The organism is Cryobacterium sp. 10C3, from assembly GCF_034314285.1.
In the GTDB taxonomy this organism is placed as follows: domain Bacteria; phylum Actinomycetota; class Actinomycetes; order Actinomycetales; family Microbacteriaceae; genus Cryobacterium; species Cryobacterium glucosi.
The window spans coordinates 2,395,880-2,414,185 of record NZ_JAVIWF010000002.1 but is presented as its reverse complement, the minus strand read 5'-3'; the positions used below and the strand labels follow the sequence as shown (position 1 = coordinate 2,414,185).

Annotated in this window: 16 protein-coding genes and 2 pseudogenes; 12 read left to right on the top strand and 6 right to left on the bottom strand. The window is 69.2% G+C overall.

What is annotated here, in order from left to right; genetic code table 11:
- Positions 1 to 16: 16 nt before the first annotated feature.
- Positions 17 to 1,129: a hypothetical protein gene (locus tag RGU41_RS12450; RefSeq protein ID WP_322136357.1), complete on the bottom strand. Its 1,113-nt coding sequence runs from the start codon at positions 1,127 to 1,129 to the stop codon at positions 17 to 19.
- Positions 1,130 to 1,263: 134 nt separating this feature from the next.
- Between RGU41_RS12450 and mtrA the strand changes: the two are divergent.
- The 7 genes and pseudogenes from mtrA to secA all read left to right on the top strand — a co-directional run bounded on the left by mtrA (position 1,264) and on the right by secA (position 10,038).
- Positions 1,264 to 1,945 (top strand): annotated as a pseudogene (gene mtrA / locus RGU41_RS12445) (MtrAB system response regulator MtrA).
- Positions 1,946 to 1,952: 7 nt separating this feature from the next.
- Positions 1,953 to 3,221, top strand: coding sequence for a HAMP domain-containing protein (locus RGU41_RS12440; protein WP_322136356.1), 1,269 nt, complete (start codon positions 1,953 to 1,955; stop codon positions 3,219 to 3,221).
- Positions 3,209 to 3,661 (top strand): HAMP domain-containing sensor histidine kinase, encoded by a 453-nt coding sequence (locus RGU41_RS12435; RefSeq protein ID WP_322136355.1) that lies wholly within the window; start codon positions 3,209 to 3,211, stop codon positions 3,659 to 3,661. The genes RGU41_RS12440 and RGU41_RS12435 overlap by 13 nt, the downstream gene beginning before the upstream one ends.
- The gene (locus RGU41_RS12430) at positions 3,654 to 5,402 is read left to right on the top strand and encodes an LpqB family beta-propeller domain-containing protein (protein WP_322136354.1); all 1,749 of its coding nucleotides are present in this window, start codon (positions 3,654 to 3,656) and stop codon (positions 5,400 to 5,402) included. Before RGU41_RS12435 ends, RGU41_RS12430 begins: the two co-directional genes overlap by 8 nt.
- A gap of 97 nt (positions 5,403 to 5,499) precedes the next feature.
- Positions 5,500 to 6,234, top strand: a complete 735-nt coding sequence (locus RGU41_RS12425) for a ComF family protein (RefSeq protein ID WP_166787411.1) — start codon at positions 5,500 to 5,502, stop codon at positions 6,232 to 6,234.
- A 99-nt stretch (positions 6,235 to 6,333) separates the two neighbouring features.
- Entirely contained in the window at positions 6,334 to 7,041 is a 708-nt protein-coding gene (gene hpf, locus RGU41_RS12420) for a ribosome hibernation-promoting factor, HPF/YfiA family (protein WP_134449756.1), read from the top strand.
- Positions 7,042 to 7,214: 173 nt separating this feature from the next.
- Positions 7,215 to 10,038 (top strand): annotated as a pseudogene (gene secA, locus RGU41_RS12415) (preprotein translocase subunit SecA).
- A gap of 70 nt (positions 10,039 to 10,108) precedes the next feature.
- Here the strand turns inward: secA and RGU41_RS12410 are convergent.
- Complete coding sequence (locus RGU41_RS12410) at positions 10,109 to 11,635, bottom strand: MFS transporter (RefSeq protein WP_322136353.1); 1,527 nt, start codon at positions 11,633 to 11,635, stop codon at positions 10,109 to 10,111.
- A gap of 95 nt (positions 11,636 to 11,730) precedes the next feature.
- Between RGU41_RS12410 and RGU41_RS12405 the strand changes: the two genes are divergently transcribed.
- A complete protein-coding gene (locus RGU41_RS12405) occupies positions 11,731 to 12,432 on the top strand; it encodes a TetR/AcrR family transcriptional regulator (protein WP_322136352.1) in 702 nt (233 codons plus the stop codon).
- Here the strand turns inward: RGU41_RS12405 and RGU41_RS12400 are convergent.
- Positions 12,419 to 12,856 (bottom strand): Rv3235 family protein, encoded by a 438-nt coding sequence (locus RGU41_RS12400; RefSeq protein WP_241975493.1) that lies wholly within the window; start codon positions 12,854 to 12,856, stop codon positions 12,419 to 12,421. The two genes, RGU41_RS12405 and RGU41_RS12400, sit on opposite strands and share 14 nt — an antisense overlap.
- Positions 12,857 to 12,987: 131 nt before the next feature.
- Between RGU41_RS12400 and RGU41_RS12395 the strand changes: the two genes are divergently transcribed.
- Entirely contained in the window at positions 12,988 to 13,629 is a 642-nt protein-coding gene (locus RGU41_RS12395) for a hypothetical protein (RefSeq protein ID WP_134449760.1), read from the top strand.
- Between the two features lie 15 nt (positions 13,630 to 13,644).
- Here the strand turns inward: RGU41_RS12395 and RGU41_RS12390 are convergent, their stop codons facing one another.
- A complete protein-coding gene (locus tag RGU41_RS12390) occupies positions 13,645 to 13,947 on the bottom strand; it encodes a helix-turn-helix domain-containing protein (protein WP_134449761.1) in 303 nt (100 codons plus the stop codon).
- A 145-nt stretch (positions 13,948 to 14,092) separates the two neighbouring features.
- Here RGU41_RS12390 and RGU41_RS12385 point away from each other — a divergent pair, with 145 nt between their 5' ends.
- From RGU41_RS12385 to RGU41_RS12375, 3 genes are read left to right on the top strand one after another with little or no spacing between them, the layout of a single operon-like run.
- Positions 14,093 to 14,728 (top strand): hypothetical protein, encoded by a 636-nt coding sequence (locus tag RGU41_RS12385; protein ID WP_134449762.1) that lies wholly within the window; start codon positions 14,093 to 14,095, stop codon positions 14,726 to 14,728.
- A gap of 2 nt (positions 14,729 to 14,730) precedes the next feature.
- Positions 14,731 to 14,883, top strand: a complete 153-nt coding sequence (locus RGU41_RS12380) for a hypothetical protein (protein WP_322136351.1) — start codon at positions 14,731 to 14,733, stop codon at positions 14,881 to 14,883.
- Positions 14,880 to 15,986 carry a regulator gene (locus RGU41_RS12375; protein ID WP_322136350.1) on the top strand — a complete coding sequence of 369 codons (1,107 nt, stop codon included), beginning with the start codon at positions 14,880 to 14,882 and terminating at the stop codon, positions 15,984 to 15,986. Before RGU41_RS12380 ends, RGU41_RS12375 begins: the two co-directional genes overlap by 4 nt.
- Positions 15,987 to 16,044: 58 nt before the next feature.
- Here the strand turns inward: RGU41_RS12375 and RGU41_RS12370 are convergent, their stop codons facing one another.
- Together RGU41_RS12370 and RGU41_RS12365 are read right to left on the bottom strand one after the other, a co-directional pair.
- A complete protein-coding gene (locus RGU41_RS12370; RefSeq protein ID WP_322136349.1) occupies positions 16,045 to 17,811 on the bottom strand; it encodes a DUF5671 domain-containing protein in 1,767 nt (588 codons plus the stop codon).
- Positions 17,808 to 18,281, bottom strand: coding sequence for a hypothetical protein (locus RGU41_RS12365; RefSeq protein WP_134449763.1), 474 nt, complete (start codon positions 18,279 to 18,281; stop codon positions 17,808 to 17,810). The genes RGU41_RS12370 and RGU41_RS12365 overlap by 4 nt, the downstream gene beginning before the upstream one ends.
- Between the last annotated feature and the right edge of the window lie 25 nt (positions 18,282 to 18,306).

Here is an 18,306-nt window from a genome sequence, read left to right as displayed (position 1 = left end):
ATCCGCCCGGCAGGGATCAGGTACGGGTCGGCAGCGTCGTTGCCGGGGAAGACTCGACGAAGCGCTGCAGGTCGAGGTCGAGGCCTTCCTTGCGCATCCGCAGGTCGATGTAGATCAGCGCTGTCGTGCCGGACTGGACCACCGCGGCGACGGCCCCGAGTACGAGGCTCAGGAGAATGGTCAGCACGTACAGCACGATCACGGGGATCCAGGAGTCGATGGCGCCGGTCGGGTCGATGAGGGAGACCGCGACGCCGCCGAGCAGCGACAGCGGTGTCGAGACGATCTGCGAGACGATGTTCACAATCGCGGCGACAAGGAACTGCACTCCGAGCGTGCGCCAGAAATAGCCCCTCGTGAGCGACCACGATCGGGCGATGGCCGCCCCGATGCCGAGGCGTTCGAGCACGATCAGGCTCGGGACGAGGGACGTCTTCGTGGCCAGCCAGGCCGAGAGCGCGAGGATGCCGAGTGCGCCGAGGATGCCGAAGACGATCCCGAAGACGACGCCGGCTCCTCCGAGCAACACGAACACGACGACGACCCCCGCGACGATGGCCAGGCCGAGGAGAAGGGCTCCGCTGAGGATCGCGGACCAGAGTGCGAGCGGCCAGAGGCGTCGGCCGGCCGCCCGCCAGAGCTGGCCGAGCCGGAGCTTCTGGCCGAGCATGGCACGGGAGACCTCGACGACGATGACGCCCTGGAGCATCGCGGAGGCGATCACGGAGAGGAGGATCGGCACGATCGCCGACAACACGATGGTGAGGTTGGCGCCGGCCTGGACCGCGTCCCTGTCCGCGAGCGGGGCGCTGTCGACCCTGCCGAGGGCGAGCACCGTCACCGGGCCGACGATCAGCAGGGTGACCAGGAGGATCGCGCCCTGCACGAGGAGTGCGCTTCCGAACGTGGCCTTGGGATTGCGCCGCAGCACCTGGAAGGGCGCCCAGAGCAGGGAGCCGAAACCGAGCGGCCGCAACGGGAGGAGGCCGGGGCGCGGCGGCGGGGTCCACGCGGGAGGAGGACCCCAGGCCTGGGGTGCACCGGACGCCGGCGGCGGCGCGTATTCGCCGTAGCGCGGTCGATCGTACGCGTCACCTGTCGGTGCGTGCCAGTTCTGCGGGTCCGTCACGAGACCTATGCTGGCATACTCGGCATCGAAACGGGCGCGACGGGCAATGCCAGCCCCCTCGACTACTCTGGTGTCAGTGATTGCATGACTCACCGGGAGTATTCCCTCCGGTGACCTAAGCAGAAAACGGTTGGATGAACGCACGCATTTTGGTCGTCGACGACGACACCGCGCTGGCGGAAATGATCGGCATTGTCTTGCAGGGTGAAGGTTTCGACCCGCACTTCTGCGAAGACGGCTCACTCGCGCTCGACGCATTCCGGACGATCAAACCCGGATCTGGTGATTCTCGACCTGATGCTGCCCGGCCTTGACGGCATCGAGGTGTGCACCCTGATCCGCGCCGAATCGGGAACGCCCATCATCATGCTCACCGCTCGCACCGATACGACGGATGTGGTCAAGGGCCTCGAATCCGGCGCGGACGACTACATGGTCAAACCGTTCAACCCGAAGGAACTCGTCGCCAGGATCCGCACGCGGCTGCGGCCGGTGTCAACGGATTCTCCCGCGAACCTCTCGATCGGCGACCTCACCGTCGACGCCGCCGGGCACGAGGTGCGCCGCGGCGACCGGCAGATCGGCCTGACCCCACTCGAATTCGACCTCCTCCTCACCCTCGCGTCCCGTCCCCAGCAGGTGTTCACCCGGGAGATGCTGCTCGAGCAGGTGTGGGGCTACCACTACAAGGCCGACACCCGGCTCGTGAACGTGCACGTGCAACGCCTCCGCGCCAAGGTCGAGGACGATCCGGACAACCCCCGCATCGTGATGACGGTCCGCGGTGTCGGGTACCGGGCCGGCGCGGCCATCTAGGCTCCGCATGGCCGAACCGACCGGGTTTGCCCGAACATGGCGCAGGGGGTGGCGGGACTGGCGCGACTGGAGATCCTGGCGTGCCCGCCTGCTTCGCACCTGGCGGTCCTCCCTGCAGTTCCGCACCGTGACCATCACGGTCGTGCTGTCCGGCATCGCCATCGTCATGGTCGGCGTGTATGTCTCGGTGAGCGTCGGCAACGATCTCTTCCAGTCCCGGCTCAGCCAGGTCGAGCTCGACTCGAACCGGGCGACGAGCGCGGCCCAGGGGATCCTGGATTCCTCGGACGCGGCCGACCGGGTCCAGGTGCAGAGCCTGCTTGCCTCGGCGCGGAGCGCCATTTCCGCGGCGTCCTCGAGCCGGCTTGTCGCCGTGTTCCGGGTTCCCGGTCAGGACCCGTCGACGTCCGTGCCCCAGGACTTCTCGACATTCGGCGACTCGACCGAGGTCATCTCGCCCGAGCTGCGCACCGCCGTCCAGGGCTCGCCGGGCACCCAGTTCTGGCAGTCGGTGGCCCTGGCGACGGATGACGACGGCCAGGTCGCCGGGATCGTCGTCGGTTCGCAGATCACCGTCCCCGTCGCCGGCCGGTACGAGCTCTACATCGGCTACAACCTCGGCGAGGCGGAAACGACACTGCAGTTCGTGCAGCGAACCCTCGGCATCGCCGGGCTCCTGCTCATCATCCTGATCGGTGCGGTGACCTGGATCGTGGTGCGCTTCGTGGTGACGCCGATCCGGGTCGCGGCCGAGACCAGCCAGCGGCTGGCCTCCGGGGACCTCGGTGTGCGGCTGCCCGTCAAGGGCGACGACGTCATCACGACCCTCGCCCGGTCGTTCAATGGGATGGCGGACAGCCTGCAGAGCCAGATCAAGGAGCTCGCCGACCTCTCCGAGGTGCAGCAGCGCTTCGTCTCCGACGTGTCGCACGAGCTGCGCACCCCGCTGACGACGATCCGGCTGGCCGGCGACATGCTCTACGACCAGCGGGCCGCCTTCCCCCTGCGACGGGTCGTACTGCGGAACTCCTGCACACCCAGGTCGAGCGATTCGAACTCCTGCTCGCGGACCTGCTCGAGATCAGCAAGTACGACGCCGGGTCGGTCGAACTCGAGGCCGAGCCGACGAACCTCGTGCACCTCGCCGCAGATGCCGTCGAGGGCCTGCGGTCGCTCGCCGAATCCAAGGGCACCCGGCTCAACCTCGTCGCCCCGGGAGGACACCTCGACGCGGAGGTCGATCCCCGTCGCATCCGCCGGATCATGCACAACCTGATCGGCAACGCGATCGAGCACGGCGAGGGCAAGCCCGTCATCGTCTCGGTCGACAGCAACGAGTCCGCCGTTGCCCTCTCGGTGCGCGACTACGGCCTCGGCATGAGCCAGGTCGACGTCAACCACGTCTTCGACCGGTTCTGGCGGGCAGACCCCTCCCGCAAGCGCACCATCGGCGGCACGGGCCTCGGCCTCTCGATCTCACTCGAGGACGCGACCGTGCACCGCGGCTGGCTCCAGGTCTGGTCGAGCCCCGGGAAGGGCTCGTGCTTCCGGCTGACCCTGCCCCGGACCGCGCGCGGCGAGATCACGAGCTCGCCGAGCCCGCTGCCGCCGGAGGACGCCGGGTCCGACGGAACCCTGCCGCGCCTCACGGTCGGCGAGGTCGGCCGGGCCGGGGTCAAGGGCGCCCAACACGGTGAGGGAGCGATCCATGACTGACCGGACCGACGGCATCCGCCGTGCAATCCATGCGACCCGGGAAACCCGTGGAGGCGGACCCTGGCGCGCAGGGGGCACGCTGGCAGCCCTCCTCGTGCTCGCGGTCCTGCTCAGCGGATGCTCGGGGATTCCCCGGAGCGGCAGCGTGCGCACCGGGCAGGCGGTCGCAGCCGGGGACAACCCCGCACCCGTCTTCCTGCCGTCGCACCCGCAGGCCGATGCCAGCCAGGAAAGCATCCTGCGCGGTTTCATCGACGCCCAGACCAGCCCGGAGAACGACTACGCGATCGCCCGCGAATTCCTCGCCCCCGGTTTCAGCGGCGCCTGGGCGGCGGATGCCGGGGTGACGGTCGACGACGGGACGGCGCGCACCATCATCCCCGTCGACGGCCAGACCATGCAGTTCTCGGTGAATCCCATCGCCGACGTCGACGGGATCGGTGAATACCACGAGGTCGAGTCTCCCTCGCCCGTCGTGCTGCGCTACCAGTTCCAGAAGGTCGGTGACCAGTGGCGGATCAGCGCTGCGCCGAACGGCACCGTCGTCGACCAGACCACGTTCAGCGACGTGTTCAGCTCCCAGGCGCTCTACTTCTTCGATTCGAGCTTCGCGTTCCTGGTGCCAGACCTGCGCTGGTTCCCGCGCGGGGGCGCCACCCTGACCAAGATCGTCAACGGAGTGCTGCACGGGCCGAGCCCGTGGCTGGGCGGGGCCGTTGTCAGCGCGTTCCCCGATGGAACCAAGCTCACCGCGGATGCCGTGCAGGTCGTCTCGCGCGACGCGAAGGTCGACCTCAACGGCGAAGCCCTGAACGCAGACAGGGTCACCCTGCAGCGGATGCGGGCGCAGCTCACGAACAGCCTCCCCACGGGCATCACCGTCACGATCTCGATCAACCAGAACTCCCAGGACATCGGGGACCTCGGCGCCAACGCCCCGATCGTCAACCCGCGGGTGGACGCCCGGGCGCTCGTACTCCGTCAGGGCGCCTTCGGGTTCCTGTCCGCAGCAGGGAAGACGGTCACCCCGATCCCCGGGCTCTCCGACCAGGTCGTCGCGCTCGGCCCGACGGCGGTCACCCTCTCACCGGGGCAGACCGTCGCGGCGGCGCGGGCCGCGACCGGGGTCTCCTCCGTCCGGGTCGGCGAGGTCGCAAAGCTGCTCGATCCGCGGCCCGGCCTCATCGCACCGGCCGTCGACAACTTCGGCTACGTCTGGTCCGTGCCCTCGAACCGTCCCGGTGAGCTGTTCGTCTACAGCCCGAACGGGGATGCGACGGCCGTGCCGACCTCCTGGCCGGAGGCCTCCGGAATCGTGGCGTTGCGGGTGTCCCGGGACGGTACCCGGCTGATCGCGCTGCTCACCTCTGGAACGGAGACCCGCTTCGTGGTCGTCTCGATCAAGCGGGACAAGTCCGTTCCGGTCGCCCTCGGAGACGAAGTCCAGCTCCAGTCCGTTCCGGGCATCCCCCTCGACGCCACCTGGATCGACGAGCTCACGGTCGCCTACCTCGTCGCGCTCCCGACCGGAGAGGACCGCATCGTGACCCAGCAGCTCGGCGGCGTCAGTTCCAGCATCGAGTCAGCGCCGGGCAGTGCGACGATCACGGGAAGCAACACCCTGAGGGACGTGCGCGCACTCGCCACAACGGGCGGCCTGATGATGCAGCGCGGAGTCGGCTGGCAGGAGCGCATCGACGACGTGACTCTCGTGGCCACCCAGCAGGGAATCGGCGGGTAGGCGCGGGCCTGTCCTCCACAGCGCCGGCGCACGGCCGCGCGCGCACCGCCGTGCGCTCGCGATCATGCGCTCGCGTCAGGTCGGGCAGTCTGGCGGCATGACCGGGACCGGCGCGGCACGAACGGCACGAACGGCACGGGAGGCGTGGCGGGCCGTCCTGGACGCGTGGGCCGTTCTCCTGCCCACGGCGTGCAGCGGTTGCGGGGCGCCGGACCGCGCCCTCTGCGCGGCCTGCCGCGCCCTCCTGGTGCCTGCCGTGCGCGTGACCGAGCGCGGCGGCCTGCGGGTCTGGGCGGGGCTCGACTATGCCGGCGTTCCGCGACGCGTGATCGCGAGTTTCAAGGACGGAGGGCGAACGGATGCCGCCGCCGCGCTCGCCCCTGCGCTCCTGGCCGCGGTCGTGGCCGCGCTCGCCGCAGTGGAGTCCGGCGGACCAGTGGAGTCCCGCGGCGCTGCGGAGACCGGCATCCGCCTGGTCACGATTCCCTCGTCGCGACGGGCCTGGCGGGCGCGCGGTTTCCTCCCGGTCGAGCTGCTGCTCCGCCGGGCCGGACTCGCACCGCACCGGGTCCTCACCGGCCGGGAGACCGCCGACCAGGTCGGGCTCGACCGTGCCGCCAGGTCCAGGAACCGGGACGGTTCGCTGCGCGCCCTTCGTTCCCTGACCGGGGTGCGCTGCCTGCTCGTCGACGACATCGTGACGACGGGCGCCACCGTTCTCGAAGCCCGCCGCGCCATCCTCGCCGCCGGGGGAGAGGTCGTGGGCGTGGCCGCCCTCGCGGAAACCCGGAGACGCCTACCTGTCACACATCGTTCATCAGAAACCGATTGACAAATTGCGGTGACTTCTCCCGCCGGCAGGGCTACGGTGGAGCTAAAGGCGCGCACCAATCGCCCGGGACCGGGCGGTTCGCCAGATCTGGAGGTCGTCATGGAAACGAACATCGTCGGACGAAACCTGGGGATCACTGATCGTTTCCGGTCATATGCGTCGGAAAAGGCTGAGAAGATCGCCGGCCTTGCCGACAAGGCCCTCGCCCTCGAAGTCAAGCTCAGCCGGAACCGCGAAAAGGGTTCAGCCACCGGCAATGACAGGGTCGAGCTGACCCTGATCGGGAAGGGTCCCATCGTCCGCGCTGAAGCGGACGGTTCGGACAAGTACGCAGCCTTCGACGTGGCACTCGGACGGCTCCTCGAGCGCGTGCGCCGCGCCAAGGACCGCCAGAAGCTGCACCGTGGCGGAGCGCACCGCCCCACCTCGCTGCACGACGCGGCATCCGTTGACTTCAGCGTCGTCGACATCAAGCCGGCCGACGCCGAAACCCTCGACGAGGTGCGCACCGGAGTCATTCGGGTGATCCGCCCCACCGAGTCGGAGGCGGCCGCCGCGGCCACCGCCGCCGAGGAGGAAGCGGACGAGGTGTACACGCCGGTCGTCATCCGCCGCAAGGTCTTCTCCGCCGCCCCGATGACCGTCGACGACGCCCTGTACTTCATGGAACTCGTCGGGCACGACTTCTACCTGTTCCAGGACTCCGAGACGAACCGGCCGAGTGTGGTCTACCGCCGCAAGGGCTGGGACTACGGGGTCATCGAACTGGCCGAGAACAGCGAGGAGTTGCGGGTCGCCGCCGAGTAAGGCGTCCGGTAGGCCGTCGAGTGCACTCCCTGACCAACTAGCATTGTTATAGTTGCCGCACACCGGCGCACAACAGTGCCGGCGTGGTTCAATCCGTCGCGTGAGCAGCCAGACCCTGGTTCATCTCACCGAGACGACAGGCGTAACGGCGCCGTGACTAGTGGAGTGCATTCGTGGCCTCAATCCTTGAAAAGGTTCTTCGTGTTGGTGAAGGACGCGTCCTGCGTCGTCTCGAGCAGTATGCGAAAGCCATCAATGCGCTGGAAGAAGACTTCAGCCAGCTCACCGACGAGGAGCTGAAGAACGAAACCGTCGTGCTGCGGGAACGCTACTCGAACGGCGAGTCGCTCGACGACTTGCTGCCAGAGGCGTTCGCCGCCGTACGCGAGGCCTCGACCCGCACCCTGGGCTTGCGGCACTTCGACGTGCAGCTCATGGGCGGGGCGGCCCTGCACCTCGGCAACATCGCCGAGATGAAGACCGGTGAGGGCAAGACGCTCGTCGCGACGACCGCGGCGTACCTCAACGCCATCACAAGCCGCGGTGTGCACATCATCACCGTGAACGACTACCTCGCGAGCTACCAGAGCGAGCTGATGGGCCGCGTGTTCCGTGCCCTCGGCATGACCACCGGGTGCATCCTGTCCGGCCAGACCCCCGCGCAGCGCCATGACCAGTACCTCGTCGGATATCACCTACGGCACCAACAACGAATTTGGTTTCGATTACCTGCGCGACAACATGGCTTTCAGCATGGAAGACAAGTTCCAGCGCGAGCTTAACTTCGCTGTAATCGACGAAGTCGACTCGATCCTGATCGATGAAGCGCGTACGCCGCTGATCATTTCCGGTCAGGCATCTGGCGAGGCGAACCGCTGGTTCACCGAGTTCGCGAGCCTGACCAAACGGCTCGTCCCCGAGGTCGACTTCGAGGTCGACGAGAAGAAGCGCACCGTCGGCGTGCTCGAACCCGGCATCGAAAAGGTCGAGGACTACCTCGGCATCGACAACCTCTACGAATCGGCGAACACCCCGCTGATCTCGTTCCTGAACAACGCGATCAAGGCGAACGCCCTGTTCAAGAAGGACAAGGACTACGTCGTGATGAACGGCGAGGTTCTCATCGTCGACGAGCACACCGGTCGCATCCTGATGGGCCGACGGTACAACGAGGGCATTCACCAGGCCATCGAGGCCAAGGAGGGTGTCGCGGTCAAGGCCGAGAACCAGACCCTCGCGACAGTCACCCTGCAGAACTACTTCCGGCTCTACACGAAGCTGTCCGGCATGACCGGAACCGCCGAGACTGAGGCAGCCGAGTTCATGAGCACATACAAGCTCGGCGTGGTCTCGATCCCCACCAACAAGCCGATGAAGCGCATCGACCAGTCCGACCTCGTCTACAAGAACGAGGAGGCCAAGTTCGGCCAGGTCGTCGAGGACATCGTCGGCAGGCACGAGAAGGGCCAGCCCGTCCTCGTCGGAACGACGAGCGTCGAGAAGAGCGAATACCTCTCCCGCCTGCTCGCCAAGCGAGGGGTCCGCCACGAGGTTCTCAACGCGAAGAACCACGCGCGGGAAGCCGCGATCGTCGCCCAGGCCGGTCGCCTCGGCTCCGTCACGGTCGCCACGAACATGGCCGGTCGTGGAACCGACGTCATGCTCGGTGGCAACGCCGAGTTCCTCGCCGTCGCCGAGATGAACGCGAAGGGCCTCAGCCCCATCGAGACGCCCGAAGAATACGAGACCGAGTGGGACGACGTCTTCGCCGCGGTCAAGGCGAAGGTCTCCGAGGAAGCCGAGAAGGTCGTCGAGGCCGGCGGTCTCTACGTTCTCGGCACAGAGCGCCACGAATCGCGCCGCATCGACAACCAGCTCCGCGGACGCAGCGGACGCCAGGGCGACCCGGGAGAGAGCCGCTTCTACCTGTCCCTGACCGACGACCTGATGCGCCTCTTCAACGCGGGAGCCGCCGAGAGCCTGATGAGCCGCCAGGGTGTGCCCGACGACATGGCGATCGAATCCAAGGTTGTGAGCCGCGCCATCCGCTCTGCCCAGTCGCAGGTCGAGGGCCGCAACGCCGAGATTCGCAAGAACGTGCTCAAGTACGACGACGTGCTCAACCGCCAGCGCGAAGCGATCTACGGCGACCGCCGTCACATCCTCGAGGGTGACGACCTCCACGAGCGCACCCAGCGCTTCCTGGAAGACGTGATCGACGAGGTTCTCAGCGTGCACACCGGTGAGGGCAACGGCGACGACTGGGACTTCGACGCGCTGTGGACCGAGCTCAGAACCCTCTATCCCGTCGGCATCACCATCGACGAGGTCATCTCCGAGGCAGGCAACCGGGGCAGGATCAACCGCGACTTCATGCGCAGGGAGATCCTCTCCGACGCTCGGGTCGCCTACCAGAAGCGCGAGTCCAGCCTCGGCTCCCCGGCCATGCGCGAACTCGAGCGCCGCGTCGTGCTCTCCGTGATCGACCGCCGCTGGCGCGAGCACCTCTACGAGATGGACTACCTCAAGGACGGCATCGGCCTCCGTGCGATGGCCCAGCGTGACCCGCTCGTCGAGTACCAGCGTGAGGGTTTCGCCATGTTCCAGCAGATGATGGGCCAGATCCGCGAGGAGACCGTCGGCTTCCTGTTCAACCTCGAGGTCGAGGTCAACCAGGCGCCAGATCCCGTCGCCGCGCCCGTCGTCGTCGCCAAGGGCCTCACCCCCGGTGAGGATTCCGGTGCCGACAAGCTCAGCTACACCGCACCGAGCGATTCCGGCGGAGTCGAGGTGCGCAACCAGCGCGGCCAGATCCAGCAGGCCGCGACCGACCGTGCCCGCCGGGCCGAGACGGACGCGAACGCAGGAGATGCCCCTGCGGAGGAGTCAGCGGCTCCCGCTGGTCCTCCCCGTCGCGGCGCCTTCGGCCAGCGCGACTCCGGGACGCCGGCCGTTCCGGTGAACCGCGCCGAGCGTCGGGCCCAGGGCAAGAAGTAGCACCGCCCGTCGCACACGACGGAAGGCCGGGTCCCGAGGGACCCGGCCTTCCGTCGTGTGCGACCCGTGCCTAGTGCACCGGAAGCGGCACTTCGGTGGGCGCTGCCGCGGGGGTGCCGTGCGGGTTCGAGAGCGACACGCCATGGCCCATCCGCCGGAAGAGCAGCGCCGCGAGGACCGCGCCGACGGCGAAGAAGCCGGCGCCCCACCAGTATGCGACCGCGTAGCTGTGGATTGCGGCATCCGCGGCCACCGCAGCGGTGAGCGGGGTGTTCGCGGCCAGGAAGTTCGTCGCGGCGGTCGCGGCGAGCGTGTTGAGAAGAGCGGTGCCGATCGACCCGCCGACCTGCTGGCTCGTGTTCACCATCGCGGAGGCGACCCCGGCGAACTGCCGGTCGACGCCGAGCGTCGCCGTCTGCATCGAGGCGGGCATGATCGAGCCCATCGCGAAGCCGAGGATCATCAGGGGCGGCAGTATGTCGGCGGCGTAGGTGCTGCCCAGGTCGAGATGGGTCAGGTAGATCATCCCGAGGGCTCCGAGCGTCATGCCGAACGGCACCATGAACTTCGGGCCGAACCGGGGCACGAAGATGTTCGTCGACAACTGGGCCGCGACGACGAGCATGGCGATCATCGGCAGGAACGACAGTCCGGTCTGGACCGGGGTGTAGCCCAGTGAGACCTGCAGGTAGTACGTGACGAACAGGAAGATGCCGAACATGCCTGCGCCGGCGATCAGCACCGAGAGGTACGCGGCACCGCGGTTGCGGTCGAGCACGATCACGAGCGGCAGAAGCGGATGCGCGGCACGGCGCTGCCACAGCACGAACGCGACGAGCAGCACGACGGCCCCCGCGAGCATGCCCCAGGTCAGCGGTGAGTCCCAGCCGTCGGTCTCGGCGTTGGAGAAGCCGTAGACGAGGCCGAAGAGGGCTCCGGAGACCAGGATCGTGCCGGGAATGTCGAGCTTCGGGCGCGGGCCGGTGCGCTCGAGGTGGTCGACGAAGACGATCGCACCGATCACCCCGATCACGGCGATGGGGATGTTGATGTAGAGGTTCCAGCGCCAGTCGAGGTTCTGGGTGAGGAAGCCGCCGAGGAGCAGTCCGACGGCGCCGCCGGCACCGGCGATCGCTCCGAAGATCCCGAAGGCACGGGCGCGTTCCTTCGGAATGGTGAACGTCGTCGTGAGAACGGCGAGGGCGGTCGGGGCGAGGAGGGCGCCGAACGCGCCCTGCAGGGCCCGGGCGCCGACGAGCAGCCCGAAGGTGCCTGCCGCACCGCCGAGTGCCGAGGCGGCTGCGAAGCCGATCAGTCCGATGATGAAGGTGCGCTTCCGGCCGATCAGGTCGGACAGGCGTCCGCCGAGCAGGAGGAGGCTCGCGAACGCGAGGGAATACGCGGTGATGATCCACTGGCGGTCTCCGTTGGAGAAGCCGAGGTCGGTCTGCGCGGAGGGCAGGGCGATGTTGACCACGGTCGAGTCGAGTACGACCATGAGCTGGGCGAGGGCGACGGTGCTGAGGGTCCACCAGCGCCGGGAATGCGGCACGGGCGTGCTCGTTAGAGTGGACGAAGTGGCGGAAGTCTTTGGCATGAAGGCGACTATATACGATACTGTGGAGTTCCGGATCTTAACAGTTCCTGAATTTACCTCCGGGTAACATTCGATCAGAAGACTTCGATCAGAAAGTGGTGAGTGTGGCGACGACGCAGCTCGATCCCGCCGAGGAGACGGAGCCCGTCAAGCTCGGACGCAGACGGGACCACACCCGCGACCCTGACATCCTCGCCGCTGCCGTCGACGTGCTCGCCGAATGCGGGTATGAGGGCATGACCATCGACATGGTCGCGGCCCGGGCCAAAGCGGGCAAGGCCACCCTCTACCGGCGATGGCCCTCGAAGGGCGAACTTGTCATCGACGCGGTCGCGTGCATGAAGAACGGTGACCTGAACCTGTCCCAACTCCCGGACACGGGCACGCTGCGCGGGGACCTGATCGCCATGATCAAGCCGCACTCGATCGAGGACGGCGAGAAGAAGCTCCGGGTCATCGCCGGCCTGATGTCCCTCCTCGCCCACTCGCCCGAGCTCGCCGAAACCGCCCGCGTCTCCGTCGTCGAACCCCGGGTGACCGCGCATCGCTTCCTGTTGCGCCGGGCCGTCGAGCGCGGCGAGATCTCGTCGCGCTGCGACATCGACAACCTGTCGACCGTGACCACGGCCATGGCCTCCATGCGGATCCTGTTCGAGCGCAAGACCATCGACAGGGAATTCCTGATCTCCTTGATCGACGGGGTGATCCTTCCCGCGGTGGGCCTGGGTGCCGGTCCGGCGGCCGGCGCGGACCCGGAGTCGCGAGCTGCAGGGGATACTGCCGTCACAGCACGTTGATCGCGCTGGCCCGCCAGCGGTTGTCGAGGCCCTCGAGGCGCAACGCCACCGCGCGCACCCGCACCTTGCTGTGCACGATGACGACGGCTTCGACCACCCCGTCCCTCGGTTCCGTGATGGTGACCCTGCCGATGGAGATCGTGGGCCGTTGCGCCCGGAGCCCTTTGACCGCCCGCGCCCGGTTGGAGAGGACGACCCGTTTCAGCAGGTGCCGGTAGACGTCGTCGCTCACCCAGCGCGCGAGCTGGTCGAGTTCGCGGGCCCCGGAGAGCACCTCGATCACGCACCGGGTGAGGTTGATGAGCAGCGGCTCCGGATCCGGCAGTTGCCCGCGGGAACTCGGCTGCTGCCCGAAGTAATCTTCCTCGGCGAACCGCTCCGCTCGGGCGCTCGCCTGCTCACTCTTGCCGACTGAATCGCTCATGACTCCTCCGGGGGTTCCGGGTGCTGAGGTGCAGGTTCGCTACTCAACCAGCGGATGCCCGCGGTGTCGAGCGCTTATATGTCCTGTGGATAACCCGGCTGGCCGGTTCGCGGCGAGTTAGCGTCGTGTGTGTGCGCTGGGACAACCTGTTCGACGACCTCGAGGGACAGCTCGAACACGAGCTGAACGCCGAGGACCTCGAGCTGCGCGCGGAAGAGGAACGGCTCCGGCTCGGCCGGTTATCGCTGCGGCACCGGCTGATGGGCCTGGGCGCCGGTTCGGGCCCGCGCGCGGGCGGCGGTGTCGTGCGGCTGGTGCTCACCTCCGGGGTCACGCTGGCCATCCGCCCGACGACGTTCGGGCGGGACTGGCTCGCCGCCGAGATCCTCGACACGCCAACGGCGTCGGCAGGGACGGCCCCGCCCGGTGTCCCCGCCCGGGGCGCTCCGCAGTGCGTCGTTCCGATCGCGGCGATCGCCGGGGTGATCCTGCAGTCTGCGGAGGTGCGTGCCTCCCTCGCCGCGCCCGCGGAACCCGGGTCGGGGGTCGTCGACCGCATCGGGTTCGCCTTCGTGCTCCGCGACCTGGCCAGGCGGCGCAGGTTCGTCGAGGTGCACACGCCGGGTGGTCTCCTCAGTGGAACGATCGACCGGGTCGGTCGCGACCACATCGACCTCGCGATGCACGACCGCGGGGTGCCGCGCCGCAGCTCCGAGGTGAGGCAATACCGGATCATTCCCCTCGCCGGGATCCAGCTGCTGTGCCTGCCCTGACCGCGCCGGCCGGGTTCAGTCGGGCGGCCGGATGATCGTGCCGCCGGAGAGCTCGGGGATGTTCGCGTAGTCGGACTGCTCCCACAGCGACAGCCGCCTGGCCTCTTCGTACTTGGCCTCGATGTACGACTCGAGCACGACCCGCTCCACGCGCCAGTGCTGCATCCGCTCGGGCGCGGACGGGCCGATCCGGATGGCAGGAAGCTCGCCCGTGTGCACAAGCTCGCTCACCTCTGCCGCGGTCAGGGCGAGTATGTCGGCGGTGTCCGCGAGGGTGAGGAAGCGGCCCAGCCCACGATAGGCGTCGGGAGCGTTCATGATTCGATTATCGGGGGTTCCCGCGGTGTCCCGCCGGGAAAACGACAGCCTGTGGATAACTTTCCCGCCGTGGGCCGGGAACGGCGACGATAGAGACCACTGATCAGGCGGGCGGCAGCTGCCCTCGCCGAGGAGAGGGGCGACCATGGTCTCGAGGCCGAATCGCGCACGACGCCCGGGAGCCTGGTTCGACCCGCGCCTGCTCATCGGCCTGGTGCTCGTGCTCGGTGCGGTCGGCGGCGTCTCTGCGGTCGTCGCAGGCAGCGACCGCACGACCGCCGTCTACGCCGCCCGTGGCGCCCTCATCGTCGGCGACCGGGTGACGGCCGCCGACCTCGAGCTCAGCCAGGTCCGCCTGGACGGCGCGCTCCCGCTCTACGTGACCCCCGAGCGGATGCCCGCGGACGGCCTGGTCCTGGCCAGGACCGTCGCAGCAGGCGAGCTGATCCCGGTGTCCGCGGTCGGCGCATCCGCTGAGGCGGGCGTGACGACGGTCGTCGTCGAACCGACGGACGCCCTCGCGCAGGCGGTCGCGCCTGGCGCTGTTGTCGACGTGTGGTCGTCGCCGCAGACCGAGCGGGGTGCGTTCGGGCCGCCTGCCGTGCTCGTCGGGCAGGCCGGGGTGGTGCGCGTGCTTGAACCGGGCGGGCTTTCGGTGGGAGCCGGCCGCCGCTCGGTCGAGCTCCGGGTGCCCAGGGAGGCCGTCGCCGCCGTACTCACTGCGATCGCCAACGGAGCGGCGATCGCGGTCGTTCCGGCCAACCAGCCCCTCGGAGGTTGACCATGGCCCGGCTGCTGCTCGCGCTCGACCGTTCGACGGAAGACCGCCTCCTCGCGGATATCGTGCAGTACGGGCACTCCGTCCTCGCCCGGCTGTCGGGGGAGCGGAACTGCTCGCGGTCCTGGACCGCACAGAGGCCGACGTCGCGCTCGTGAGCGCGGGACGGGCGACGCTGAGTGCCGCCGTGATCCGGGCGTGCGACGAGCACGGTGTGCGCGTGATCGCCCTCGCCGCGACCGACCAGGACCGCAGGAACGCGGCGGGACTCGGCCTCCTCGACGTGATCGACGCGACAGCGGAATGGGCGGGCATCGAGGCGGTGATCGAGGCCGGCGTGGTGATCCCGTTGCGGGTCGCCGAGCGGGAGGCCACGCGCACAGTGTCCGCTCGTGGCACCGTGATCGCGGTCTGGGGGCCCTCCGGCGCGCCGGGCCGCACGACGCTCGCGATCAACATCGCCGCCGAGGTCGCGGCGGCGGGCCACACCGTGGCGCTCGTCGACGTCGATAGCTATGGAGGCGGGATCGCGCCGGCCCTCGGGATGCTCGACGAATCGCCCGGTTTCGCCGCGGCCTGCCGCCTCGCAGGGACCGACAGCCTCACCCGGCCGGAACTCGAACGCATCGCGCAGCGCTACACCTCGCCGCGCGGCGCGTTCTGGGTGCTCACGGGCATCGGGCGCCCGTCGCGCTGGCCGGAGCTGTCGGGCGAGCGCGTCTCGAAGACCATCGAGGTGCTGCGGAAGTGGGCCGACTACGTCGTCCTCGACACCGGCTTCAGCCTCGAAAGCGACGAGGAGATCTCGAGCGACCTGTTCGCGCCGCGGCGGAACGCTGCGACGCTGACCGCGCTCCGGTCAGCGGACCACGTCGTCGCGTGCGGGCTTGCCGACCCCGTCGGGCTTGCCCGATTCCTGCGGTCGTGGGCCGAGCTCGCCGAGGCGGTCTCGACGGACAGGGTCAGCGTCGTGATGAACCGGGTGCGGCCGAGCGCCGTCGGGATCGACGCCAACCGGCAGGTCGTCGCAGCGCTGCGCCGGTTCGGCGGCATCCACGCCCCGTTCCTGGTCCCGCACGACCAGTCCGGCGCCGACGCTGCCGTGCTGACCGGCCGCACGCTGCGCGATGCCGCGCCGAAGTCGCCCGCACGCACGGGCATCCTGCGTCTGGTGCACAGGGAGCTTCTGCCCGAACCGGTGCGGGCGCGGGGCCGGGGACTGGGGCGGATGCCGTGGCGTCGCCGGGCGCCCGCCCTCTGAACCCCGCCCTCTGAACCCCGCGCTCTGAATCCGGCGTCCTGACGCCGGTGCCCGAGGTTCAGTCCCGCAGCCGGATCACGGTGACCCCGGAGCCGGGGCCCGTCACGACGAGCACCCGTTTGCCGGTGACCCCGTCGAGGGCCGCGGTGATCTCCGCGGCGGATGGGCCGCCTGCAGTGCTGTCCGTGCCCGCTTCGGCGCCTGCGTCTGCTGTTGTGTCTGCGTTGCCCTCTGCCCGCGCCCAGACGGTCACGGATGCCCCTGTGTTCTCGGTGATCGCCCGCCGGAGCGGTTCGGGGGACGCGCCGGTGACCAGGATCACCCGTCCGATGGTGCATTGCCGGCCCGGCGTCGCGGCGCTCATGGCCCTGTCGCGCTGCCAGACGGCGAAGTGGTACCCGGCGGCGAGGCCGGTCGCGATGAGGAGCCCCAGCGGGGCGCGCACCCGCTCGAGCAGGCTGCTCCCGGATGGGGACCCGGACGCGGACCCGAGACCGAACTCGAAGATGCGGTAGCCGATCAGGAGGAGGGCGACCAGCGCGACGACGGCGCTGACACCGAAGACCAGGATCAGGTAGACGCGCCGGGCGGTCGCGGAGCTTGTGGATGGATCGGCCGGGGCCAGCGGACGCCAGGCCAGACACCAGACCGGTCCGCCCGCGATCATGACGCTGATGCCGCCGAGCAGCAGGGTGCGCGGGTTCGAGTCGGCGAGCGGCTGCACGAGTGCCGCGAGCAGGGAGTTCACCACGACCCCGAGCCCGGAGGCCGCACCGACGAGCCCGATGCCGGACACGACCAGGCCGGCCGCCTGCCGGGTCTGGTCGCCGCGGACTGGAACCAGGACCCGGTGATAGGCCCAGACGAATGCGCCCATCGACGCCGCCGCGAGTGCGTTGCCGAGGGGATCGAGGATGACGGTGAGGGACTCGGCGTTTCCGAACGCGCCTGAGCGGTCGAAGCCGAGCCTGAGCAGCACGAACACCGTTGTGCCCGCCCCGGCGAGGGTGAGGATCGCCGCTCCGCCGATTCCGCTGGCGATGAAAGCGACGTCGGCGAGCCCGCCGCGGAGGGTGACTGCCCTGTCGTGCAGCCAGTGCCACCACCACACGGCGCCGCCGCCGGCGCACCAGACCAGGCCTTCGAGGGGGAGCCACCACCACGGGGCACCCGCGAACGTCGATGCCCCCGACCCGGTGATGGCCGAGTCGAGCAGCGCGCCGAGCGCCGTGACGGCTCCGCCGGTACCGATCACGAGACCGAACACGCTCCCGAGAACGATCGCCGCCGTCGGGAGCCGCAGCGGATGCGTGGCCGGATTCCTGGACATCCACGTGTGCCACACCCACACGGCGGCCCAGACCAGTCCGGTGGCGAGGGTGCGCGGCTGCCAGTCCGCGCGCACGAGGGCCGCTGCGGAGCCGAGCAGGGCGGTCGAGGCGACGACGAGCGCGACGGTGCGTATGCCGGCGAGGTAGAGGCCCCAGGCGAGGGACGACCGATCTTCGCCGTCCAGGCGCCGCCGGAGCACCCACCACAGCAGGGCGGCGAAGGGGCCGGCGACCAGGGTGAAGGCGAGCGAGCGGGCGAGTCCGGCGACGTCATCCCCTGCGAGAGCATTACCCGCATCGAGCAGGCGCCCCAGCAGCCCGGCCAGACCGATCGCGGCGATCACGACGAGGGCGAACAGGAGGACGAAGGCGATCAGGCGCCGGACCGTCGGCTGGGCCGACCCTCCCCGCGGTGCCGGCGACCGGCGGACCCCGATCACGATGGCGGCGATGACGACGCCGAGCGCGACCAGGAGACCTGCCCCGACGATCACGGGGCATCCGTCGTGGTCGTGGTGCCCGGGCAGATCGCGAGTTGCCAGGGCGCGGAGTCGATCTTCCAGGCGCCGTCGACCGTGAGCAGGTCGAACACCTCCTGGCTCTCGTATTCCGAGGACCCGAAGGGGCCGGCATCCTCCGAGGTGACGATGGACACCGTGACGTCGGCCGAACCGGGCCGCTCCGTCGTCGAGACGAGCGTGACCCTCAGGTCGCCGGCGGCCCGGCCGCCGACCGCGTCGCAACTCGCGAGGGCGTGCGGGGTGAGGAATCCGGCCGCCTTCTGCTCGTCGCCGTCGATGACAGCGGCAGAGTAGCGCTGGACGACACCGGCCGGGGTCGCCTGGCCGAGCTGCTCCGGCGCTCCGCGGGAGAAGACGACGACGAGCGCGACGATGACCAGAACTACGATCACGGACAGAACGGCGATCAGGGTGCGATCGGGCCTGCCCGGAGTGGGGTTCATCTGACCAGCATGACACCGCGCGCCG